Raw genomic sequence first — 22,952 nt, forward strand, 5'->3', positions numbered from 1 at the left:
ATAGACTTAAGAAAAAAGGTCTGTCGATGCTTAAGAAAATAGTTCTAGCGCTACTCTTAATCTACCCGATTTTAGGCTTTTTAGTTTTACCCCCTATCTTAAAATCCCAACTTGAGAGCGTCGTCGCAAAAGAGACAAACTCTAAACTCTCCATAAACAACATACGGTTTAACCCCTTTAGTTTTAAAGTAGAGGTAAGCGGAGTTTCTATTAAAACTCTTGAAGGAAAAAAAATAGCATCGTTTGAAATGCTTGAAGCCAATCTGCAGCCTCTCTCGCTTTTTAGATTTGCTCTGCATCTAAAGAGCATCACGCTAAAAAAACCAGAACTTTTTGTTCTTTACAATCAAGACAAAACATTGAATCTTAGTAAGATATTTAAAGAAAAAAATGAGGCACTAAGCAAAAACGCAAATGTGCCGCTTAAACTGCCTAGAATTATCATCGATAGCATTAAAGTTGAAGAGGGAATTTTAAACTATGAGGATTTTACAACGGCTAAAAAATTTGAGCTGTCGTTAAGCCCTATTGATTTTAAATTAATTAATATGGATACGGATAGTCTCGATTCAAATCGCACGGTTTTTAGATTTTACAGCGCTTTGAGTGATGGCGGAGAGATTGATTTAAGAGGTAAAATAGCGAGTTATAAACCGCTAAAACTTGATGGAAGCCTTAACTTGGATGAGATTAAACTCTATACGATTTGGAGATATATTCAAGAGAAGATTGCGCTTGAAGTTGCTGATGGAGTTATGTTTTTAAGTGGCGACTATCATATAAATTTTGATGATTTAAACTCGACAAAAGTTGATGAAGCGCATCTTAGTTTGGATAATCTAAGAGTAAAACCAAAAGATAAAAACAGCGATATTTTAAATCTAAAATCACTCTATGCAGACAGTATAGCCGCAAAGCCTATGATGCAGGATTTATATATACGAAATGTTGTTTTGGATCAATTAAAAGCGAATATAAAAAGAGATGCAAAAGGGGATATAGATTGGATAGAGTACTTTAAAAATAAAGAGAAGATTTCAGAAAGTAAAAAAGCCCAAAAAGATGAGAAAACCGCCCTTTTAAACATAGCCGTAGAGGATATTTTGCTAAAGAGAACAGTTGTTAATATTGACGATAAAGGCGTAATTCCCAATGTAAAAACAAAGTTGAATGAACTTAATTTGGATATTAAAAATTTTACGCTCTTGGCAGAAAAGCCGTTTTCTTATAATATGAATTTAGTTTTAAACGACAAAACCGCATGCAGCTCAAGCGGCGATATCAAAGATAAATGGTCGGAAGCAAAAACCCGTCTTGCTTGTAAAAATCTTGATGTTGTTCATTACCGACCGTACATAGACCAAATCGCCTCAAATATGTTAAAGAGTTACGATATTTTGCTAAAAAGTTCAATGCTGAATTTTGATGCGAATGTTACTTTAAAAGATGAAAATTCAGAGATAGCCGCTTTGGTAAATAGTGCAAATCTATCTCTTGATAATTTTGCGCTTAATCATAAAAAGAGCGATGAAAATCTGGTGAATTTTAAAAATTTTGATGTAAAGGGCGTTAGTTTAGATACTAAAACGAAAGCCGTAACTATTGAGAAAGCCTCTTTTGGCGGTTTGGAAGCAAATCTCAAAAGAGAGAAAAGCGGAGCTTTTAATTTTGAGGGCTTGATAGAGGCAAAACCGAATATTTCAAAAAACATAAAAAAAGATGATAAAAAAGATGAAAAAGCATATAGAGTAAAACTAAAATCATTTAATATAAATTCTGCAAAAATAAATTTTAATGATAAAAGTATAGAAAAAAGCGCAAAAACAACTCTGGATAAGATAGATTTTAGCGCCGATGAGATAGATTCAAAAGAGAATAGCCTCTTTAAATACAATCTTGCGTTTAGAGTAAACAGCAGAGGAGTTGTAAAATCCGGCGGTGAGATAAAACACACTCCGCTTGAACAAAAAGGTACGGTTGCGCTTCATAAAATCCCTCTAAAAGAGCTTACTCCCTACATAGAGGAGTCTACATTTTTAAAAATCAGCGACGGATACCTCAATCTAAAAAGTACGACTGCTTATAAGCAAAAAGATAAAAAAGATGAGTTTAATGTTGATGGAGAGTTAAGCGTTGAAGAGTTCTTTTTGCACGACAACAGAGACGGCAGCACGGTTGCTTCTTTTTCAAAAGCCGATTTAAAATCGTTTAATCTCAAATCAGATCCTAACTCTTTATATATTGACGAGGCGCTTCTTGACTCTTTTTATCTGGATGCTATGATATATGAGAACAAAAGTATGAATCTTGCCAAACTTCTAAAACCAAAAGAGCTAGAAAGTCAAAAAGTATCGCAAAAAAGTGACGAAAAATTCGCATTTAGATTGTTAAAACTTAAAGTTTCAAACGGGAGTGCAAATTTTGCCGACTATTCGCTTCCGATAGATTTTAAAACATCCATTCACGACTTAAACGGCAATATCTATGCCATTTCAAACAATGATGGGGAAGTGGCCTATGTCGATATGGACGGAGCGGTTGATGAGTACGGTTCTACTAAATTAAAAGGGAGTTTTGAACCCTCACATATAAAATCGTTTTTGGATATAGATTTTAATTTTAGAAATCTAAATCTTAACGCCCTAAGCGGATATAGTGCGCAGTTTGCAGGCTATAAAATAGACAAAGGCAAACTCTTTTTAGATTTAAAGTACCGTATAAACAACTCCGAACTCCTTAGCAAAAACAGTATCGTCATAAAAAATATGAAATTAGGCGATGAGGTAAAGGATAAAAACATTACAAAACTGCCGCTTGGTTTTGCCATCGCGCTTCTTGAAAACAGCGACGGCGTTATAGATATAGATATGCCGATTGAGGGAAATGTGGATAAACCGGACTTTAAGTACGGAACTATAATAATGAAAGCTTTATCAAATCTCATACTAAAAGCTGTCGCTTCGCCGTTTACATTTTTGGGAAAATTGATCGGGATAGAGGGAGATAAGCTAAAAAATATAGATTTTGAAGCAGGTGAATCTTTAATTTTGCCGCCCGAGAGAGAAAAGCTTGATAATCTTGCAGATATTCTGCTAAAAAAACCTAAGCTTAGTTTAGCAATTAGCGGAGGTTTTGACGGCGAGAAAGATTTAGAAGCGTTGAAATCTAAAAAATTAAAAGAAAAAGTATTTGAGATAAGCAAGCAAGAACAGCCGACAATTCAAATTTTAGCAAGAATATATGTCCAATCGGGCGGCGACATAAAATCTCTTCAGAATGAAATTAGAGCAAAAACAGGCAGAGAATTGTCAAACGGAGAGTATCAAAAAGAGTTGTATACCAAATGTGTTGATGCTCAGAGCGTTTTAGAAGGGGAGCTAAGCGAATTGGCAGACAAAAGAGCAAAAATCATTCAGAACTATTTGGCAGAGACTAAAAAAATTGATGTTAAAAAAATCATAGTGCATAAGGCAAAAAGTGTGAGCGATTCGCAAGAAAATTTAGTTAAAACGGCGCTAAAAATAGAAGTAAAATAGAGTTTAAAACTATTTTGCTATAATTCATTTTTTAATAAAAGGAACTATATGCCGTTTTCACCAAAAAATAGAAAAGGTACTATTAACGGAGTTATTTTTGTAGCTATTTTTGCTGCAGCAGCCACCATGATTTCGGAGCTTGAGTTTATCAAGGCTCTTGGTATTTCGCCTCTTGTTATAGGTATAGTGATGGGTATTTTTTACGCAAACACGCTTCATAATAATACTCCAAAAGAGTGGAGCGGCGGGATAACTTTTTCTGCTAAAAAGATTTTAAGATTTGCCATAGTTTTTTACGGTTTTCGCATAACCTTTCAACAAATAGCCGAAGTCGGGGTCGAGGGGTTTATGGTTTCACTTATCATGCTCTCAACTACATTTATTCTTGGGACTTGGGCAGGGCAGAGACTCTTTAAGATGGATAGAGACACTTCTATGCTTAGTGCTGCCGGAGCTTCCGTATGCGGAGCGGCGGCGGTTTTGGCAACTGAACCTGTCTTAAAGGCAGAGGAGCATAAAGCGGCAATTGCCGTCTCAATGGTTGTTCTCTTTGGAACGATAGCAATGTTTTTATATCCGGCACTTTACAACATGGGTGTTTTTGATATGAGTGCAAAAGAGTTCGGCATATATGTCGGCGGAACCATTCATGAAGTTGCTCAAGTTGTTGCAGTTCCGGCTTCGGTGCCGGGTGCAAGCGCAGAGATGGCGAATTCGGCGGTAATTGTGAAGATGACAAGAGTTATTATGATTGCGCCGATGCTTATCATCTTGGGAATTTATCTCTCTTACAGCGCTAAAAAAAGCGGCACGGCTGCCGGAGGCGTTAAGCTGGTTATCCCTTGGTTTGCGGTTTACTTTATCGGTATGGCAGGATTTAACTCGCTTGGATTGTTGCCTCAAAATATAGTAGATATTATTAATAGGGCGGACACTTTTTTACTGACTATGGCAATGACGGCTCTTGGAATGGGTACGATATTTGCAAAGTTTAAAGGGCTCGGTTTGGCACCTCTTTATACTGCCGGTTTAATGTTTGCATGGTTAATGATAGGCGGATATTTTATTACAAAATGGGTTGTGGCGGTGTTTTAACCACTTGTAACTTTTAACTAAAAACTATATAATAGATTTTTAAAATCAAGGAGTCAGTGATATGTCATATTTGCCAAATACGCTTAACTCCTATTGGCTTTGGCGGGAAGTTTCGTCAAAGCTAGGCGTATCAAATCCTGCATATAAATATTGGAAGAGTACTCCTAATTTAAAATTGAACAATAAATATCTCTTTATACAAAAAAATACTCTGCCGCAAAAACATCAACATATAGAGAATATATTAACCGATCTCTCCGGTCATCTACCGATAAAGTATGCTTCAGACAGGCTGCATGTAAGCGAACACATATTTTCATATGACAGGATGAAGCTTCACGGAGAGTTTGAGTATAAATTTGTTGAAGATGTAAAATTTGTAAATATAAAGAAATTTTTTGTAGAATTTGGCATAAAAGTGAACAAAAATTCTATTATTCAGCTTGGAAAGATTAAAGATTTGGAGATTACTTCAAACTCTACATTTTATAATCTAAAAAATGAGTATGGCTTGGTAGTGTACGAATAATGAATACGTTTTTTTTAGAGTTTCGTGACCCGCTTTTTGGGATAATAATCTTTTTTGTTCTTATTTTCGTAATAACATTTTTTTCATATTGGTTTACTAGATATAAGAAAAAAGAGGATTACAAGCATCTTGATAAATTTTTAAAACAGTTTCACGCTGCCCCTTCTCAAGATGAGTTAAAAGTATTGATTGCAAAAGGTGAACTCTCTGAAAAATCTTGGCTTATACTAGCTAACTCATATGCAAAAAACGGCAATTATGAAAAAAGCATCGAGATATATAGCGAACTTTTAAAAGTCGGCGATAAAGCAAACTACAGAGACACCATGTTTTTGTTGGGTAAAACTTACTTCAAAGCAGGTTTTCTTGAGCGTTCAAGACAGATTTTTTTAGAGATATTAAAAAACAACCCGCGTACTCCTCAAGCACTCAGTTATCTGCTTTTAGTATATGAGCAGATGAAAAATTATAACTCGGCTCTTGAAGTATTGGAGCCTTTGGGTGAGTTAAAAAAAGATATTAGTACGGAGAGTACTTATTTAAACGCTTTGTTAATTTTAAATACTTCGGGAATGAAAGCGGAGGAAAAAGTTTATAAATTGCTAGAGATATATAAGAGAAGCAATCAATTGACATATCTTATTTTTGAGTATATATTTAGAGTCAATCCAAAAGTTGCGTGGGAAAATTTTGATACCTCTAAAGCAGAGTTGATAGTCGATATATTATGGAACTCTAATAAAAAAGATTTGAATTTTGATATAATAATGCAAAATGGCTATTTAAGGGAACTTTACACCGCAAAAGGGTATATCAAAGAGGCGGTAAAAAGTTCTGTTTTTGAGCTTGATGTGCTTATAAATCTTGATTCAAAAGCTAATGCAACGCTAGGTTTTGAATATATCTGCGATAACTGTAAAGTTGTCTATCCGTTTGCTTTTAGCCGCTGCAGCGGTTGTCACGCTATAGACACATCCAGAGTAGAATTATCTCTCGTTAAAGATTATCATAAGGATTTCAGTGAAGAAAATAGCTCTTTTTTGTGACGGCAGTGCTTTGGGAAATCCCGGACCGGGAGGCTATGCGGCGATACTAAGGTTTGGAGATAAGGAGAGAGAAATTTGCGGGGGAGAGATTCATACTACAAACAACAGAATGGAGCTTTTGGCGGTTATTGAGGGCTTGAGAGCCTTGAAGGAGCCTTGCGATGTGGATATCATCTCAGATTCGTCATATGTCGTAAAAGGGATAAATGAGTGGCTTGAGGGCTGGATAAAAAGAGATTTTAAAAAGGTAAAAAATCCCGATTTGTGGGAAGAGTATTTAGAGGTTTCAAAGAGCCATCAAATAAACGCTATATGGGTGAGAGGACATGATGGGCATGTTGAAAACGAGAGGTGTGACGTATTGGCAAAACAAGAAGCCCAAAATATGAAAAAGGCAGTAAAATGAGTAAAAATATAGAAGATTTAGAAGAGGTTTTGGGTTATAAGTTTAAAAATCAAAAGCTCATTATCGAAGCGCTGACGCATAAAAGTTATAAACAGCCCTACGATAATGAGCGACTTGAGTTTTTGGGTGATGCAGTTTTAGACTTGATAGTAGGGGAGTATCTTTTTTTTAAGTTCCCAAACTCGGATGAGGGAAATCTCTCAAAAATCAGAGCAGCGCTTGTGAATGAAAACGGATTTGATAAACTTGCAAGATCGATTAATCTGGGCGAATATATCTATCTCTCAAACGCAGAAGAGAACAACGGCGGAAGAGAAAAAGCGTCGCTTCTTTCAAATGCTTTTGAAGCTATAATAGGAACAATCTATCTTGAGTCAGGGCTAGATGCAGCAAAAGCAATAGCAATTAGTATAATTGAGAAAAATCATAAAGAGATATCATTGGACTCACTTTTTAGGGATTTTAAAACTTCCTTACAAGAGTTGACGCAGGCTAGATTCGGAGAAACTCCGGAGTATGTCGTAGTTGCAAGTCGTGGACCGGATCATCAAAAAGAGTTTGAAGTAGCGGTAATTATTCAAGGCATGGAGTATGCCAGAGCTGCCGGAAAAAGCAAAAAAATTGCTCAGCAGGAAGCGGCAGAGATGGCTCTAAAACTTTTAAATAAGGAAACAAAGTGAATAGTTTTGGTCAAAAATTGAAGTTTAGCACTTTTGGCGAGTCGCACGGCAGGGCAATAGGGTGTTTGCTTGACGGGGTTCCGGCGGGGCTTGATATAGACGAGGAGTTTATCCAAAGAGAGCTTGATCGCAGAAAACCGGGTAAAACCGAGTTTGAAACGGCGAGAAAAGAGGATGATATAGTAGAAATTTTAAGCGGTGTTTTTGAGGGAAAAAGTACGGGAACTCCAATTGCGATGGTTATCTACAATACAGACCAAAAGTCAAAAGATTACTCAAATATAAAAGATGTTTTTCGCCCCGGACATGCAGACTTTACCTACTTTTACAAATACGGCATCAGGGATTATCGCGGAGGCGGGCGGAGCTCTGCAAGGGAGACGGCGGCAAGAGTTGCAGCCGGCGCAATCGCGAAACTTATGCTAAAAGAGTTAAATATTGAAGTTTTAAGCGGTATATGCGAGATAGACGGGATAAAATCAGAACTGTTTGACTACGAATCTGCCAAAAAAAGCGTCATCTATGCACTTGACCCAATTAAAGAGCAAGAGCAAAAAGATGCGATTTTAAGAGCAAAAAACGAACATGATTCTGTCGGCGGAGTCTCAAGAGTTCTTGTAAAAGGTGCGCCCAAAGGCCTCGGTCAGCCACTTTATTATAAACTTGATGCAATATTGGCAGATGCTATGATGGGCATAAATGCCGTTAAAGCAGTTGAAATCGGTGACGGGGTGCTCAGCGCATCTTTGAGAGGTTCACAAAACAATGACGAAATAAGAGCGGATGGATTTGTAACTAACCATTCCGGCGGAATTTTAGGCGGTATCAGCAACGGAGATGAGATAGTAATGAATGTCTATTTTAAACCGACACCATCTATTTTTAAAGAGCAGAAAACCGTGACGACTAAAAATGAAGAGGTTGATTTTTCGCTCAAGGGACGACACGACCCGTGTGTCGCCGTAAGAGGAACAGTAGTTTGCGAGGCAATGGCAGCTTTAGTTATAGCCGATATGCTGCTTTTAAATATGGGCTCGCAAATGGATAGGGTAGTTAAATATTACAAGCAATAAATAGAGTTGCTATTGATATATAAGTTAAATACTGTTAGAATGAGTCTACAAAAATTAGGAGAGCAGTAATGCGTATTTTTTTATCTATTTTAATTTTAACATTTAGTGTTTATGCGAAAACTCTGTTTAGCAATGATAAGCAGGTAGATAGCAGCCAATACATAAATTCATTAAAAGATTTAGTAATAGCAACACAAAAAACAAGAGGTTTGACAAATAGTTACTTAAACGGCAATCAAGTTGCTTTAATGTTGGTTCAAGACGCTAAAAGCGATATGAAAAAAGCTATTGATAGCATGGAGTCTTTGGGATTGGCATCAGATCCCGTGATAAGCCAAAAAGCAGCAGAAGTAAGTAAAAAGCTGGCAGAGCTTAACCGTAAAGCGTTTAAACTTGATGCAAAGGTTGCTTTTGAGAGATATACCGAAGAGATAGCAAATGTTTTAGCACTTGCGCAAATGGTCAGCAAGCGAAGTTCAGAGCATATGAGTCCTTTTGCGAAAGAGGCTTCACAGGTTATGATGGAACAGATGCTGCCGCTTACCGAGAATGTAGGGCAACTAAGAGGTATGGGTTCCGGTATAGCGGCTAAAGGCGAAACGACAACGGAGCAAAGAGAGAAGCTGCTTATTATGATTAGCGAGACAAATAAGATAAACGATAATCTTCAAAGAAATATGAAAGACCTTGTTGCTAAAGGCGGAAATCATTACAATCAAGATATCGGCTCGAAGGTTTTAAAGATGAACGAGTCCATACAGAGTTACACGGCATTTATAAAAAAAGAGTTTTATAAAGATGCAGTAAAAGTCAATCCTGATAACTATTTTGATGCAGGAACGCAGATAATCGTACAGATTATATCAATCTACAATGAAACAAATAAGGCTATTCTAGATAACTCAAAAGGTTGGATATAAGAGAGACCGAAGCAGTGAAATTACTGCTTTGGCTCAATCGCATTTTTAGCTGATTTTATAGCGGTGCCAAGAGCCGTCTTAGCAATTCCCCAAGCTTGAGTCCCCATTCTTTTTGCCTCTTTGGCAGTGTTTGAATGAAGTGCCGTATCTGCCTTTTTTACTGCCGTTTTAGCTAGTGAAGAGAATTTCTCTTTCATTACAAGCGCTGTCTCTTTTGACATATGAACCAACTCTTCAAGGTCGTAGTGCATCTTGCTATTTAGTTCTAAAAGAGTTTTCTTTGTAGTCGGAGTACTCTCATTTGCTTGGGTCTGAACGACTTGAGAGAAGAGTATGTCTGTTTGGTTTAGATCCTGCATAATCGTATCATAATCTTCTATAAGTATATGTTTTGCTTCAAGCGGCATAAAAGCCAATCTCTTTTTAAATCTCTCAATTGATTCTATAAGACCGCTTCTCATACCTTTAAGTGTAGCTTCTAAAATATCCTCTGAAAAGTTCGGTGATGCTTCGGCTATTTCTATCGATGAGTGCAGAATAGTAGAGAGGATTTTTCTGACTCTTATCGTGTTGAGCGTTCCCTCTTTAATGGTTTCAAAAGTAAGCTCTTTTATAATCTCTTCAATCATATTTTTTGCTTCGCTGTCTTTTGATTTCTCAAGCGCGGTAATAATTGCGCCCTCAACAGTTTCGCTAAGAAGGTCAAAAAGGTCAATCGACTGAAGTTTTGCCTGATGAAGTTTTGAAAGTGTCGTTACATCATTTTTATCTATAACAGACTCAATTTCATTAAAAATAGAGTATTTCAGCTCTTGAAGTTCATGTGATTTTTTTTCTATATTTTTTTCAAGCAACTCTTTTTGTAACAAAAGCTCTTCTAGCTCGTCGCGTAAATTTTTTGTTCTCTCACCTATAATCGTCGATGTTATATCTTTAATTTCGTGAAGATTTAATTTTTCAAATTCAATCTTTTGTGTCTCTTGTAAATTCATAGTAAACTCCTTTTTAAAGTACCATTTTTATATGTTGGTGAGCCTTTAGGGCTTGATAGATAAAGTTTCTGTCATCTTCGTTATGCACAAGCATATCAAGATTCATACTTATATACTTGCCGCCTTTAGAATTATTTGAGTGAGTCAGTTTATGCTCTCTCTCATCGATAACATCCCGTATAGCCTTTTTGAGTGCCTCTACTTCAGAGGCTATCAGCTTGTAAGACCAAGAACATGGATATGTAAGTTCTAGTTTCTCATCTCTAGCGTTTAAAATCTCCACTTTTGCCTCCCGATTTTTCTTCTAGCTGCACATTTCGTATTACCATACCTTTATCAATTGCTTTTACCATATCATAGATAGTTAAAAGCCCGATACTGGTGCCCGTTAGTGCTTCCATTTCAACACCTGTCTGACCTGTCAGTTTTGCGCTAACCGTGAGTTTAAATCCCGGAAGTTCTGCCAACTCTTCAATATCGCAATTGATTCCGCTTAGGTTTAGCGGATGGCACATCGGAATAAGTTCACTTGTCTTTTTTGTTCCCATGATAGCCGCTATAACGGCAGTTTGAAGTACAGGGCCTTTCTTTGTCTTTTGGCTTACTATGGCATCATAAGCATCTTGACTCATCTCTATGATACCGCTGGCAACTGCAACTCTGGTTGTTTGATTTTTGTCCGAAACATCAACCATTTTCGGTCTGTCTTTCTCATCTAAATGTGTTAATTTCATATTTTCTCGTTTCTTATAGAACGCAAAATGAGCAGGGCCCATTTTGCTACGCTAGCCGCTATGGCACTAAAGCTTGTCTCTTACGAGACAGAAGATTTCTTACAAAAATATAAGAAATCTAATAAAATTATTAAGTAAAGATTATATCAAATAGTTGATAAATGAGAGAGTGCCTCTTGATATTCGTGCGGATGGTTAAGGTTTAGAAACGGTTTTTCATCTTTAAAATCCACAAAGAGAGTTTTTGAATTTTTAAGCAAAAATCCAAGTTTATGGTTATCCTCTTTTAGCATTTGATTAAATTTTTCATCCATAGAGCGGTGGTAGATTCCGCACATAGGCTGAATCCCGCTTTGAGTTTTGGCAATGGTGGCGTCATATGTGGATTTATCGGCATTTATGAGTTGTTCTATCTCATTTTTACCTACAAACGGAGTATCTACGCTAAGAGCAAAAAATCTATCGCATCTTAAATGTTCAAAAACAGCTACAAATCCGGCAGTCGGTGCATAGGTAGAAGAAATTTTTATATCTTCTATAAAGTCAGCTTGAAAATTAAATTTTGATTTGTCTTTGCAGGAGATATATACATTTTTGAAAATTTTATGAAGACGGAAGAGTTGAAACTCCGTTAAAGTATGAAAACCGCCAAAAGGAAGAAGAGATTTATCTTCTCCCATTCGGCTTGATTTGCCACCCGCGAAGATGACACAGGGTATATCAAACATCTATTTTTTGATTAACTCTGCTTCGATTCTTCTGTTTTCAGCTCTACCCTCAGGAGTAGTATTTGTAGTAGTAGGAGATTTTTCTCCCATGCCAGCTGTTGTGATTCTGCTTGCTTCAATACCCTCTTTAACAATAAGAGTTTTTACTGCATTTGCTCTGTTTTCAGATAGTGTTTGATTGCTCTTATCGCTACCGACGCTATCTGTGTGACCTACAATTTTTGCATTATAGTTAGGCATATCTTTTAAAAAGTCGGCAAACTCTTTAATTTTTGGTTTTGATGCATCTTTAATTTTATAAGATGCAGTATCAAAATTTATATGTAAATTTACCAATTTTGAACATCCGTCGCTATCAACCTTATGCCCTATAGGTGTATTTGGACATTTGTCAACAGAGTTTAAAACACCGTCTTTATCATCATCACCGTCAACCGGTTTTGGTGCAGGTGTAGGAGCCGGAGCAACTACCGGAGCAACAACCGGTGCCGGAGCAGCAACAGGCTCAGGAGCAACTTTTTGTGTTTTTGGTCCAAATGCAAAGTTTACACCTGCTAAAAGAGCAAGATTGCTGTCTAATCTGCCATCATTGTTTTTTGACATATAAACAGATTCTACTTTTAGAGCGATTGCATCAGTAAAGGGAATTTTCGCTCCTATACCTGCATTAACAAAAACGCTGTCTTTGTTGTCCGCTAAGTGTTTATCCATTGTTTCATAACCGATACCCACTTTTGCAAGCGGCTTAATCATACCGATTTTACTAAATTCATAAACACCGTTAAGAGCGATACGATATATATCCGTGCTTATTAGAGAGTTTTTATAATCAGCATCCGTATAAAGCACGCTAAGTTCAGGTTTTAAAAGTGAGTCACAACCGTTGTATTGTAATTCAGCTCCATATAGAGTTTGATTTTTTAGCTTTAGATTTCCCTCAGCTATGTTATAGCCGACAACCGGCGTAACTTCGTAGTTGTAATCTTGCGCAATCGCAAGGCTTCCTAGCAAAAGAGCCGGAATAAGTACTATTTTCTTCATGGTTTCCTCCGTGTTTTTCAGCATTGTATCATTTAGTGACTTAAAATATATGTAGATTTGGATATTAGTTTAATCTAGGATCCGCAATATAGCCATTAATTGCCGAAATAGCCGCAACTGCAGAGTTCGCCAAGTATACTTTTGAACTTCTTGAGCCCATACGACCTACAAAGTTACGGTTTGTTGTAGAGACTGCTACTTCGTTATCTCCCAAAATCCCCATATATCCGCCAAGACAAGCTCCGCAAGTAGGATTGCTCACGACTCCGCCGGCGTCTACGATGATGTCGATGTAGCCGAGTTTGTTCGCCTCTCTTAGTATCATCTGCGTTCCCGGAGTTACAATAAGACGGACATCGGGATGAACTTTTTTACCCTTTAAAATCTCTGCCGCAACTTTAAGATCACTTAGTCTGCCGTTTGTGCAGCTTCCGATAAATGCCTGATCTATTTTGATTTTATCACTTACTGCTTGAGTTATGCTGTGACCGTTTGAGGGTAAAAACGGGTATGCGATAACTGGTTCAAGATTTGCAACATCTATCTCTAAAACTTGTACATAAGAAGCATCTGCATCAGAGTGATGAATTTTAGGCGTACGAGCTAAATTTTTATCCGACAAGAACGCTTCCGTAACATTGTCATAAGCTACGATTCCGCTTTTTGCTCCCGCTTCAATAGCCATGTTGCACATAGAAAATCTATCATCCATCGTAAGGTATTCAATCGTGCTTCCGGTAAACTCTAAAGTTCTGTAAAGTGCGCCGTCAACACCGATCATGCGTATAATCTCTAAGATAATATCTTTACCGGTTGTATATTTTCCCGGTTTTCCGCTAAGAACGACTTTGATAGATTCAGGAACTTTAAACCAGTTTCCGCCTGTTACCATCGCAAATGCCAAGTCTGTTGAGCCCATACCCGTAGAGAATGCTCCGAGTGCGCCGTGCGTACATGTGTGTGAGTCTGCACCGATGATAACATCTCCCGGAACTACAAGCCCTTTTTCAGGTAAAAGCGCATGTTCTATTCCCATGTCTTTTTCGTCAAAAAAGTTTTTTAAGTTGTGCTTTTTTGCAAAGTCACGGCTGATGCGTGCTTGATTTGCACTTGCTATATCTTTTGCAGGGATAAAGTGGTCAAGAACTATGGAAAATCCATCAGGATTTGCCAGTTTCGTAGCACCGCTATCTTCAAAAGCTTTGATAGAGATAGGCGTAGTAATATCATTTCCGATAACCATGTCGATATCACAGCGGATAATCTCCCCCGCATAAACAGGTTTGCCGACATGTTCGGAAAATATTTTTTCAGTTATAGTTTGTCTCATAATATATGATTCCTTAATTTTATTTCATAAAATGAAGGAAACCCTCCATTTATTTGTTAGTAAAAGGAATTTGTACCTTTTACTTCGCTAGCCGCACAGGCACTAAAGCTTGACACTTTCGTCTAAGATTTGTTTTATAATGATATCGGAAGTAATCCTGCCGTCTATCATTTTATTTTTGCGATTATACCATTTTCTATTTTAATCCAAAAAATGTTATATTTAAACAAAAAAAGAAGCCATATATGCCAAACAGTTACAAAAGAGTAGATGCTCACCTCTCAAATCTAGGATATTGCTCAAGGGGTGAAGCCAAAAACTTTTTAAAAATGTTTAGGGTTTGCGTCGATGGTGTGAGGATTTTTGAAGTAACCAAAAAATTTTATCATAACGATATAACGGTAGACGATGAGCCGCTTGATGCAGAGAGTTTAGTAATCCTTATGAACAAACCAAGCGGAGTAATCTGCTCTCATAATGATGCAGGAGTGCTTATCTACTCGCTGCTTCCGATAAGATGGCAAAGAAGAAATCCAAAAATATCGACTATCGGCAGGCTGGATGCGGATACTACGGGGGCAATTTTACTAACTGATGACGGGGCGCTAAATCATAAACTCACAAGCCCGAAAAGTGATGTTGCAAAAGTGTATGAAGCTACTCTTGCCCAGCCGCTTAAGGGTGATGAGGCAGATATTTTTGCTAGCGGAGAACTTCTTTTAAACGGAGAAAAAAAACCGCTTCTTCCAGCAAAAATGGAGGTGCTAAATCCAACGCTTGTAAGGCTGAAGATTTGTGAGGGAAGATACCATCAGGTAAAGCGAATGTTTGCAGCGGTCGGGAACAGAGTAATCGCACTGCACAGAGTAAGCTTTGGAGATTTTAGTGCAGAAGAGCTAATGCCATCAGAATATAAAGTTATAAATCTTACAAAAAATATCAAATAAGATTTATAATTTAAAGTTCATATTTCAAGGCTTTTTTCATATATTCTGTTGAGCAAAAAAACATTGCTGCAAAAATAGGATTGATTTTTACATAATTTTCTTCAACTGTTTCAAAAATTTTAAAATTAAAGCCGCCATTACTTTCATTACCTTTCGTAATCACGGTAAATTCGACTGGTGCTAAAGTTTTTACCATATTTAAAATCTTTTTCTGTTTTTTTAAACTATCATTTTTTAGTAGATTAAAATCTTGATTTTCTGAACTTTTGTGAGAGCGGACAATCTCCTCTAAAACATCAAATTTATCTTTAAAAACTATTTTATTCCATTTAATCGTAAGCTCTTTAGAATCGACTTTACATGCGCTATGTATGAGAGCATTCGGCTTTTTCTCTTTCATCGCTTCAATCAAGCCTAAAAGGAAGTTAGTGCCGCCGACTGCCTCTGCACACTTTTGCATCAAAAGATGTATTAATGCTTTCGTATCGTCATTTTGTTTGTTAAAATTACACATGAATTATTCCTGCTTTTGTTATATTGATATAATTATAGCTTAAATAGTTCATAAGTACAGTTTCGTTTAAGCATATCGTAATAACAAACCTATTATCATATCAAGAACAAAAGAAGACAAAAATTGTCTTAATTAAAAAATAACTCGATTTAATGAGGTAGAACATGCAAGTTTATTTAGATAATAACGCTACGACAATGGTTGATCCGTTGGTTGTAGAGGTTATGCAGCCGTTTTTTAGTGAGATTTACGGAAATCCCAACTCGCTTCATAAATTTGGCACGGCTTCACATCCGGCTATCAGCAAGGCGATAGACCAAGTTTATAAAGCATTAAATGCAAGTGATAACGATGACATAGTTTTTACATCATGTGCAACGGAATCAAACAACTGGGTTTTAAAATCAATATTTAATGACCACATAGTAAGCGGAGATAAAAACCATATTATCACGACGGAAGTTGAACATCCATCAGTGCTTGCAGCGTGCAGAGCATTAGAAAAAGAGGGTGCCAAAGTCACATATCTGCCTGTAAATAGCCAAGGTGTCGTAGAACCTCATGTCGTAAGAAGTTTTATAACCGATAAAACTGCTTTGGTTTCTGTTATGTGGGCTTCAAATGAGACGGGAATGATTTTTCCTATCAAAGAAATTGGCGAGATTTGTAAAGAAAAGGGTGTTTTATTTCACTCAGACGGCGTTCAGGCTGTCGGTAAAATTCCTGTTGATTTACAAGCCGTACATGTAGATTTTCTCTCAATGTCTGCACACAAATTTCACGGTCCAAAAGGTGTAGGAGCTTTATATATCAGAAACTCTCAGCCGCTCTCTCCGCTTTTGCACGGCGGTGAGCATATGGGCGGTCGCCGTTCAGGCACACTAAATGTTCCATATATCGTTGCGATGGGAAAAGCTATTGAACTTGCAACTACAAATATAGAAGAAAAAATGGCTTCAATTAGAGCAAAAAGAGATCGTCTTGAAGATGCGCTTTTAGAGTTAAGCGATACATTTGTTGTGGGAAATCGCGAAAATCGCACACCAAATACTATACTTATTTCTATTCGTGGAGTTGAGGGAGAGGGGATGCTTTGGGATTTAAATAACGGTCAAATCGGCGCATCAACGGGAAGCGCATGTGCTAGCGAAGATTTGCAGGCAAACACCGTAATGCTAGCTATCGGAGCTGATAGCGAACTTGCGCATACCGGCATTCGTTTAAGTCTTAGCCGCTTTACAACCGATAGTGAAATTGATTATACTATTGCACATTTTAAAAAGGCGGTAGAGCGTTTAAGAGCGATTTCAAGCTCTTATGCAAAAGTGCAGCCAACTTTAGGCGGCGAGTCAAAAGCGTGCGAGTTACACCATTAATTGCTTCGCAATGAATGGCACCTATTTTATATAGTCCGCAAAAGGAAGTAATTTCTTTTGCTTCGCTAGCCGCTACGGCTACTAAAGCTAACTCCTTGCGGAGTAGAAATTTTAAATTTATGAAATAAATTAAAGGAAAAAAAATGGCAAAGAATGACTTGCTAGGCGCTTCACTGTGGGATGCCTACTCAAATAAAGTAACGACTCTGATGAACAACCCAAATCATCAAGGCGAGATTACGGAACAAGAAGCGGCAGAGCATGGAAACAGACTTATCGTTGCAGATTTCGGTGCTGAGAGCTGCGGCGATGCTGTTCGCCTTTACTGGGAAGTTGACCCAAAAACAGATATAATCGTAAACTCTAAGTTTAAGAGTTTTGGATGCGGAACGGCAATAGCAAGTTCAGACATAATGACTGAGTTGTGTATCGGCAAAACTGTTAAAGAGGCTGTAAAGATTACAAATATCGATGTTGAGTTTGCTCTTCGCGATAGTCCTGAAATTCCGGCAGTTCCGCCTCAAAAGATGCACTGTTCGGTTATGGCTTATGATGTTATCAAAAAAGCGGCGGGACTTTATATGGGCGTTGATTCTGAGAGTTTTGAAGATGAAATAATCGTTTGTGAGTGTGCAAGAGTTAGTTTAAAAACTCTTCAAGAGGTTATTAGACTAAATGACTTAACAACGATTGAACAGATAACAGACTATACAAAAGCCGGCGGTTTCTGTAAAAGCTGTATTAAACCGGGCGGACATGAAAAAAGGGAGTACTATCTAGTGGATATTTTAAGAGATACGCGTCGTGAAATGGATGAAGAGAAGATGAAAGCAGCAGCCGATGCAGGCTCAAAAGGCAGTTTTGAGTCGATGACTTTGGTACAGCAAATCAAAGCAATTGATGCCGTAATTGATGAGAATGTTCGTCAGTTTCTTATAATGGACGGCGGAAATATGGAAGTTATCGATGTAAAACCGACTGAAGAGTATGTTGATGTCTATATCAGATATTTGGGTGCATGTAACGGATGTGCAAGTTCTGCAACGGGAACTCTTTACGCAATTGAAGCAACTCTAAAAGAGAAACTTTCTAAAAAAATCAGAGTATTGCCGATATAAGTTTAAAGCGATGGCGTAATTACTTATGTCATCGCGTCATTGCGAGCGAAGCGCGGCAATCTAAGCTATAAAGCAGTTTATATTGTTTTGTACGGATTTAAAAGCGGTGAATTCTCACTCATATACCTCACATCTAAAACCGCGATTTCACACTCAAGCCAAATTTTAAACTTATTATAAACTCTATTTTGAGCCTCTTTTATCAAAAAAATCGCATCATCAAAAGACCCGTTCTCTATATTTACCAAAAAGTTTGCATGCCCTTTGCTAAACTCCATTCCGCCGACTCTAAAACCTTTTAGTCCGACAGCTTCAATGAGCCTGCCTGCATAATCGCCTATTGGATTTTTAAAACAGCTTCCGGCACTTGGGGTAGATGGTTGATTTTGTCGCATAGCTTTAAACATTGTAAGTTTCTCTTTGTCAAACCCGTATGCAAGCTTAAAAGTGGCTTCTAAAATTGGACTCTTAATATCTGTAAATCTATATCCATAGCTGATATCATTTTTTTGTAAATCACCGCTACATGTACTAATTGATATAAGATTATTAAATATTTCAAACTCTTTAAGCCCTGCATTCATAAAAACAAGACCGCCCAAAGTTCCGGGAAGATGAGATAAAAACTCAAAGTTAGCTATATTGTTTTTTTTACAAAATGAAGCGATTTTTCCCGACGGGGTTGAACCACCGATTTTTAGAACACTGTTTTGGATTTTTATATAATCATATTTTTTGCTAAGTTTTAAAAGCGGCGGAGGCTGTGTGCCGATTAGGATGTTGTTGCATGAGCCGATAATATAGTAATCCTCATAGTTTGCGTTGCAATCTTCAAGTATTGAGACGGTTAAATTTCCTCCAATTTTGATTGAAGAAAATTTTGAAAAATCTATACTTTTTTTATGCATTATTCTAGAAATGTCGGCATCATATTAAATATATTTGTTGCAAAATCTATAATTGTATTTAACATCCACGGCATCGTTAAAATGATAACAACGACAACACCGATTATTTTAGGAATAAAGCTCAAAGTCATCTCATTTATCTGAGTTGTAGCTTGAAATATACTAACGGCTAAACCTATAAACATACCCGTTAAAAGACCGGGCAGTGCTAATATTAGGGCGACTTTAAACGTTTCAATCCCTAAAGCTATGAGTTTTGCTTCCATTATGAGTTCCTAAGTTCTTTATACTCGGCAGGTATCATAAAATCTTCTACTTTTATAAGCGAATCATAAAAGCCGTGTTTATAGCCGATTTCAAAAAGTTTGTTTATTGCTTTATATTGAATTTCGCTTAAAGTTACGGAGTCGTCATTTGCATAAAGTTCAAGATATTTATCAAGCGTAGGCGCATCAATACGGACTAGATTTCTCTCTAAGAGCATTTGCGATAACTTATTTTTATGCTCTCTTGCAATTCGCACCGCCTTTGTCAGCGTTGCTTCATACTCTATAGCTTTACTCAGCGGGATTGAGCGCATAATCGCCATACCGCCAAGAGGAAGAGGAAGATTATCTCCTGCTAACTCTTGCCATATATCCCACATTTCTCGTTCAACTTCAAGTTCGCTGTCGTAAGTTAAAATGCTCTCGTGAATTAAGACGCCGGCATCGACTCTACCGTTTAAAACCGCTTCTTCTATCTCCAAGAAATTCATATAAGTAACTCTTGCATCCGGATAAGCTATACGAAAAAGCATCGCATTTGTCGTATGTTCTCCGCTAAGAGCAACTTTGAAATTGCGCTTGAGCTTGACGCCTCTTTTTTTGATGATTTTGGGTCCGTAGCCGTCGCCGAAGCTCACTGCAGTACGAAGCAGGGCATAATCTTCTCTAATGTGCGGATATAGGGCAAAGCTTATCGCCACTATTTCATAAACACAATCCAGCGCTTTTTGATTAAGAGTTTGGATATCTTCGGCGACATTATCAAACTTAACGCCGTTCATATCCACCCAGCCAAATTTTATGGCATAGTACATAAATATATCATCGGCATCGGGAGAGTGAGCAATAAGTGTTTTTTTCAAAATATCTGCCTATGTGAATAGAGATTAGGGTTTTTATAGATGCCCATTAAAATATAAACTAAATTTTAACCAAATAAGGATAAAATCACACTAATTTATATGGAATTTCCATATAAAAAATATGTCAATTTGCAATATTTTTGATAGGAAATAAAAAGTTGACATATAATTAAGTCTAAAATTAATACAAGAGAGCCAAAAATGGACGCGAATAAACAAAAATCATTAGACTTAGCTATGAAACAAATTGACAAAGCATTCGGCAAGGGTGCTCTTATGAGACTCGGTGATAAAGAAATTGTACCTATCGAAGCAATTAGTACCGGTTCTCTTGGACTGGATTTAGCACTTGGCATCGGCGGAGTACCGCAAGGCAGGGTTATTGAGATATATGGACCTGAGAGTTCAGGTAAAACGACTTTAGCGCTCCAAATAACTGCGGAGTGTCAAAAAGCGGGCGGTGTATGTGCATTTATAGATGCCGAACATGCGCTTGATGTCGGATATGCTAAAAATCTCGGCGTAGATGTTAACAATCTGCTCGTATCTCAACCCGATTACGGCGAACAAGCTTTGGATATCGTTGAGACTATTGCAAGAAGCGGCGCGGTTGATTTGATAGTTATCGACTCGGTTGCGGCACTTACTCCTAAGTCTGAGATTGAGGGTGAAATGTCCGACCAAAACGTGGGTGTTCAAGCTCGCTTAATGTCAAAAGCGTTGCGTAAATTAACAGGTATTTTACATAAAATGAACTGTACGGTTATTTTCATAAACCAAATTCGTATGAAAATCGGTATGATGGGTTATGGCTCTCCCGAGACGACTACAGGCGGAAACGCGCTCAAATTTTATGCTTCCGTTCGCATAGATGTTAGACGAGTCGCATCACTAAAACAGGGTGAGAGTCAAATAGGTAATCGTGTCAAAGCAAAAGTCATAAAAAATAAAGTTGCACCTCCGTTTCGTCAAGCTGAATTTGATATAATGTTCGGTGAAGGTATCTCCAAAGAGGGTGAGCTTGTCGATTACGGCGTTAAGTTAGACATAATAGATAAAAGCGGTGCTTGGTTCTCTTATGAAGATATAAAACTTGGTCAAGGGCGTGAGAATGTCAAGGCTAAGTTTAAAGAAGATCCGAAATTGGCTAAAGAGATAGAAGAAAAAATTAAAACGGCTATGGGTATAAATAATCTTATGACCATGGATACCGATGAGATAGAAGAAGCGGTTGATGACTAACCCTTTTAATTAAAAATAAAACAATACAAAGGTGATTAATAATGTTCATAGATAATATAAGTGCAATTGAAGTAATGGATTCTCGCGGAAACCCTACGGTAAAAGCGACGGTAGAGCTAAGTGACGGAACTAAAGAGAGTGCAATTGTGCCATCGGGTGCTAGTACCGGAAAACGAGAAGCACTAGAGCTTCGCGACGGCGGCGGCAGATATATGGGTAAAGGCGTACTCAAGGCTGTAGAGAATGTAAACAGCCAAATTGCCGATGTTCTAATCGGTCTTTCACCGTTTAATCAAGCAGTGATTGATGCTACTATGAAAGAGCTAGACGGAACCGATAACTATGGGAACCTAGGGGCTAATGCCGTTTTAGGCGTATCTATGGCTGTTGCGCGTGCTGCAGCAAAAAGTTTAGGTGTCCCGCTTTATCGTTATTTAGGCGGTGCAAACGCTATGGTTATGCCGACGCCGATGCTTAATATTATTAATGGCGGTTCACACGCCGATAACTCGGTTGATTTTCAAGAGTATATGATTATGCCGATTGGTTTTGAGGATTTCGCAACTTCGCTTCAAGCAAGTGCAGAGGTATATCACAACCTAAAAGCTATCCTAAAAGCTAAAAAGCATAACACGGCACTCGGAGATGAGGGCGGTTTTGCACCGGATTTGAGCTCCAATGAAGAGCCTATTCAGATTATTATGCAAGCAATTGAAAAAGCCGGATACAAAGCAGGTGAACAGATGGCAATCGCTCTTGATGTCGCTGCATCTGAGTTGGTAACTGAGGGCGGTTATAGACTTGATAGTGAAAACAGAACGGTAACTTCTGCAGAATTGGTTGAGTATTATGTAGATTTATGTTCAAAATATCCAATCGTATCTATTGAAGACGGTTTAAGCGAAGATGATTGGGACGGCTGGAAGCTTTTAACTGAAAAATTGGGTGATAAAGTTCAATTAGTAGGCGATGATTTGTTTGTTACAAATGCAAGCATACTAAATGAAGGTATCGTTAAGGGTATTGCTAATGCTATCCTTATTAAGCCGAATCAAATCGGTTCTGTTAGCGAGACTATGCTTACCGTTCGTCTTGCTCAAAGAAACGGATATAAGTGTGTTATGAGCCATCGTTCAGGCGAGAGCGAAGATGCGTTTATTGCTGATTTTGCCGTAGCGCTTAATTGCGGTGAGATAAAAACAGGTTCTACTGCCCGCGGGGAGAGAACTGCTAAATATAATCGCCTCCTAGAGATAGAAAACGAAGTAGTCTACGGTGAATATTTAGGTTCAAAACTTTTTAGATAAGAGCTGCTTATGGCAAATGAAGAACTTTTTGAAGGGATATTTGATACGCAAAGTATTACCGAAAAGTATTTTGGTTTATCTCTTGTAAAGTTCTTGTTGCTTATTCTGTTGGTTCTTGCATTGGGAGTCTATATCGGTATGATTCTATACGGAACAAACTCCTTGGAGATTTTTTTTGGACTACAAGATTATGAACAATATTTGCAAAACGAAATAGATAGGCTAAGAAGTGAAAATGCAGAACTGCAAAGAGAGTATTTTGAATTAAAAGAGATTTCTGCAAAATAGTAATCAACTGATA

Annotated in this window: 24 protein-coding genes; 14 read left to right on the forward strand and 10 right to left on the reverse strand. The window is 37.6% G+C overall.

What is annotated here, in order from left to right:
- The first annotated feature begins 26 nt into the window (after positions 1 to 26).
- From PHQ93_RS08035 to PHQ93_RS08070, 8 genes are all read left to right on the forward strand, one after another.
- Positions 27 to 3,536, forward strand: a complete 3,510-nt coding sequence (locus PHQ93_RS08035; protein ID WP_299942939.1) for a DUF748 domain-containing protein — start codon at positions 27 to 29, stop codon at positions 3,534 to 3,536.
- Positions 3,537 to 3,584: 48 nt separating this feature from the next.
- The gene (locus tag PHQ93_RS08040; RefSeq protein WP_299942941.1) at positions 3,585 to 4,631 is read left to right on the forward strand and encodes a YeiH family protein; all 1,047 of its coding nucleotides are present in this window, start codon (positions 3,585 to 3,587) and stop codon (positions 4,629 to 4,631) included.
- Positions 4,632 to 4,692: 61 nt separating this feature from the next.
- Complete coding sequence (locus tag PHQ93_RS08045; RefSeq protein ID WP_299942943.1) at positions 4,693 to 5,160, forward strand: hypothetical protein; 468 nt, start codon at positions 4,693 to 4,695, stop codon at positions 5,158 to 5,160.
- Positions 5,160 to 6,206, forward strand: coding sequence for a tetratricopeptide repeat protein (locus PHQ93_RS08050; RefSeq protein WP_299942946.1), 1,047 nt, complete (start codon positions 5,160 to 5,162; stop codon positions 6,204 to 6,206). Before PHQ93_RS08045 ends, PHQ93_RS08050 begins: the two co-directional genes overlap by 1 nt.
- A complete protein-coding gene (gene rnhA / locus PHQ93_RS08055; protein ID WP_299942947.1) occupies positions 6,181 to 6,612 on the forward strand; it encodes a ribonuclease HI in 432 nt (143 codons plus the stop codon). The genes PHQ93_RS08050 and rnhA overlap by 26 nt, the downstream gene beginning before the upstream one ends.
- On the forward strand, positions 6,609 to 7,292 hold the full coding sequence (gene rnc, locus PHQ93_RS08060; RefSeq protein ID WP_299942949.1) for a ribonuclease III: 684 nt from the start codon (positions 6,609 to 6,611) through the stop codon (positions 7,290 to 7,292). The genes rnhA and rnc overlap by 4 nt, the downstream gene beginning before the upstream one ends.
- Entirely contained in the window at positions 7,289 to 8,365 is a 1,077-nt protein-coding gene (aroC, locus tag PHQ93_RS08065; RefSeq protein WP_299942951.1) for a chorismate synthase, read from the forward strand. Before rnc ends, aroC begins: the two co-directional genes overlap by 4 nt.
- 68 nt (positions 8,366 to 8,433) lie before the next feature.
- On the forward strand, positions 8,434 to 9,285 hold the full coding sequence (locus tag PHQ93_RS08070) for a nitrate- and nitrite sensing domain-containing protein (RefSeq protein WP_299942953.1): 852 nt from the start codon (positions 8,434 to 8,436) through the stop codon (positions 9,283 to 9,285).
- 20 nt (positions 9,286 to 9,305) lie between these two features.
- Here PHQ93_RS08070 and PHQ93_RS08075 read toward each other — a convergent pair whose 3' ends face one another.
- From PHQ93_RS08075 to PHQ93_RS08100, 6 genes are all read right to left on the reverse strand, one after another.
- Positions 9,306 to 10,277: a DUF6781 family protein gene (locus tag PHQ93_RS08075; protein WP_299942955.1), complete on the reverse strand. Its 972-nt coding sequence runs from the start codon at positions 10,275 to 10,277 to the stop codon at positions 9,306 to 9,308.
- 13 nt (positions 10,278 to 10,290) lie between these two features.
- A complete protein-coding gene (locus PHQ93_RS08080; protein WP_299942957.1) occupies positions 10,291 to 10,560 on the reverse strand; it encodes a DUF493 domain-containing protein in 270 nt (89 codons plus the stop codon).
- Positions 10,541 to 11,011 carry a cyclic pyranopterin monophosphate synthase MoaC gene (gene moaC, locus PHQ93_RS08085; RefSeq protein ID WP_299942959.1) on the reverse strand — a complete coding sequence of 157 codons (471 nt, stop codon included), beginning with the start codon at positions 11,009 to 11,011 and terminating at the stop codon, positions 10,541 to 10,543. Before moaC ends, PHQ93_RS08080 begins: the two co-directional genes overlap by 20 nt.
- 146 nt (positions 11,012 to 11,157) lie before the next feature.
- The gene (gene mobA, locus PHQ93_RS08090) at positions 11,158 to 11,739 is read right to left on the reverse strand and encodes a molybdenum cofactor guanylyltransferase MobA (RefSeq protein ID WP_299942961.1); all 582 of its coding nucleotides are present in this window, start codon (positions 11,737 to 11,739) and stop codon (positions 11,158 to 11,160) included.
- Positions 11,740 to 12,780, reverse strand: coding sequence for an OmpA family protein (locus tag PHQ93_RS08095; protein ID WP_299942963.1), 1,041 nt, complete (start codon positions 12,778 to 12,780; stop codon positions 11,740 to 11,742). It abuts the gene before it with no gap.
- Between the two features lie 64 nt (positions 12,781 to 12,844).
- The gene (locus PHQ93_RS08100) at positions 12,845 to 14,110 is read right to left on the reverse strand and encodes a 3-isopropylmalate dehydratase large subunit (RefSeq protein ID WP_299942965.1); all 1,266 of its coding nucleotides are present in this window, start codon (positions 14,108 to 14,110) and stop codon (positions 12,845 to 12,847) included.
- A gap of 245 nt (positions 14,111 to 14,355) precedes the next feature.
- On the opposite strand from PHQ93_RS08100, the gene PHQ93_RS08105 reads away from it, so the two are divergent.
- Positions 14,356 to 15,057 (forward strand): pseudouridine synthase, encoded by a 702-nt coding sequence (locus PHQ93_RS08105; RefSeq protein ID WP_299942967.1) that lies wholly within the window; start codon positions 14,356 to 14,358, stop codon positions 15,055 to 15,057.
- Positions 15,058 to 15,067: 10 nt separating this feature from the next.
- Here PHQ93_RS08105 and PHQ93_RS08110 read toward each other — a convergent pair whose 3' ends face one another.
- Positions 15,068 to 15,571, reverse strand: a complete 504-nt coding sequence (locus PHQ93_RS08110; protein WP_299942969.1) for a hypothetical protein — start codon at positions 15,569 to 15,571, stop codon at positions 15,068 to 15,070.
- A gap of 164 nt (positions 15,572 to 15,735) precedes the next feature.
- Between PHQ93_RS08110 and PHQ93_RS08115 the strand changes: the two genes are divergently transcribed.
- Together PHQ93_RS08115 and PHQ93_RS08120 are read left to right on the forward strand one after the other, a co-directional pair.
- Positions 15,736 to 16,947: a NifS family cysteine desulfurase gene (locus tag PHQ93_RS08115; protein ID WP_299942971.1), complete on the forward strand. Its 1,212-nt coding sequence runs from the start codon at positions 15,736 to 15,738 to the stop codon at positions 16,945 to 16,947.
- Between the two features lie 143 nt (positions 16,948 to 17,090).
- Positions 17,091 to 18,065 carry an iron-sulfur cluster assembly scaffold protein gene (locus PHQ93_RS08120; RefSeq protein WP_299942973.1) on the forward strand — a complete coding sequence of 325 codons (975 nt, stop codon included), beginning with the start codon at positions 17,091 to 17,093 and terminating at the stop codon, positions 18,063 to 18,065.
- A 77-nt stretch (positions 18,066 to 18,142) separates the two neighbouring features.
- Here PHQ93_RS08120 and PHQ93_RS08125 read toward each other — a convergent pair whose 3' ends face one another.
- From PHQ93_RS08125 to PHQ93_RS08135, 3 genes are read right to left on the reverse strand one after another with little or no spacing between them, the layout of a single operon-like run.
- Positions 18,143 to 18,973 carry a UDP-N-acetylmuramate dehydrogenase gene (locus PHQ93_RS08125; protein WP_299942975.1) on the reverse strand — a complete coding sequence of 277 codons (831 nt, stop codon included), beginning with the start codon at positions 18,971 to 18,973 and terminating at the stop codon, positions 18,143 to 18,145.
- Positions 18,973 to 19,239: a flagellar biosynthesis protein FliQ gene (fliQ, locus tag PHQ93_RS08130; protein WP_299942977.1), complete on the reverse strand. Its 267-nt coding sequence runs from the start codon at positions 19,237 to 19,239 to the stop codon at positions 18,973 to 18,975. Before fliQ ends, PHQ93_RS08125 begins: the two co-directional genes overlap by 1 nt.
- Complete coding sequence (locus PHQ93_RS08135) at positions 19,239 to 20,102, reverse strand: MqnA/MqnD/SBP family protein (protein WP_299942979.1); 864 nt, start codon at positions 20,100 to 20,102, stop codon at positions 19,239 to 19,241. The genes fliQ and PHQ93_RS08135 overlap by 1 nt, the downstream gene beginning before the upstream one ends.
- A 201-nt stretch (positions 20,103 to 20,303) precedes the next feature.
- On the opposite strand from PHQ93_RS08135, the gene recA reads away from it, so the two are divergent.
- Genes recA through PHQ93_RS08150 form a run of 3 tightly spaced genes read left to right on the forward strand, consistent with a single transcriptional unit; the run spans position 20,304 to position 22,939 of the window.
- A complete protein-coding gene (gene recA, locus PHQ93_RS08140; RefSeq protein ID WP_299942981.1) occupies positions 20,304 to 21,344 on the forward strand; it encodes a recombinase RecA in 1,041 nt (346 codons plus the stop codon).
- Between the two features lie 41 nt (positions 21,345 to 21,385).
- Positions 21,386 to 22,651: a phosphopyruvate hydratase gene (gene eno, locus PHQ93_RS08145; RefSeq protein WP_299942982.1), complete on the forward strand. Its 1,266-nt coding sequence runs from the start codon at positions 21,386 to 21,388 to the stop codon at positions 22,649 to 22,651.
- Between the two features lie 9 nt (positions 22,652 to 22,660).
- The gene (locus PHQ93_RS08150) at positions 22,661 to 22,939 is read left to right on the forward strand and encodes a hypothetical protein (RefSeq protein ID WP_299942984.1); all 279 of its coding nucleotides are present in this window, start codon (positions 22,661 to 22,663) and stop codon (positions 22,937 to 22,939) included.
- The last annotated feature ends 13 nt before the right edge of the window (positions 22,940 to 22,952 follow it).

Source organism: Sulfurimonas sp., assembly GCF_028714975.1.
Classification (GTDB): Bacteria; Campylobacterota; Campylobacteria; order Campylobacterales; family Sulfurimonadaceae; genus Sulfurimonas.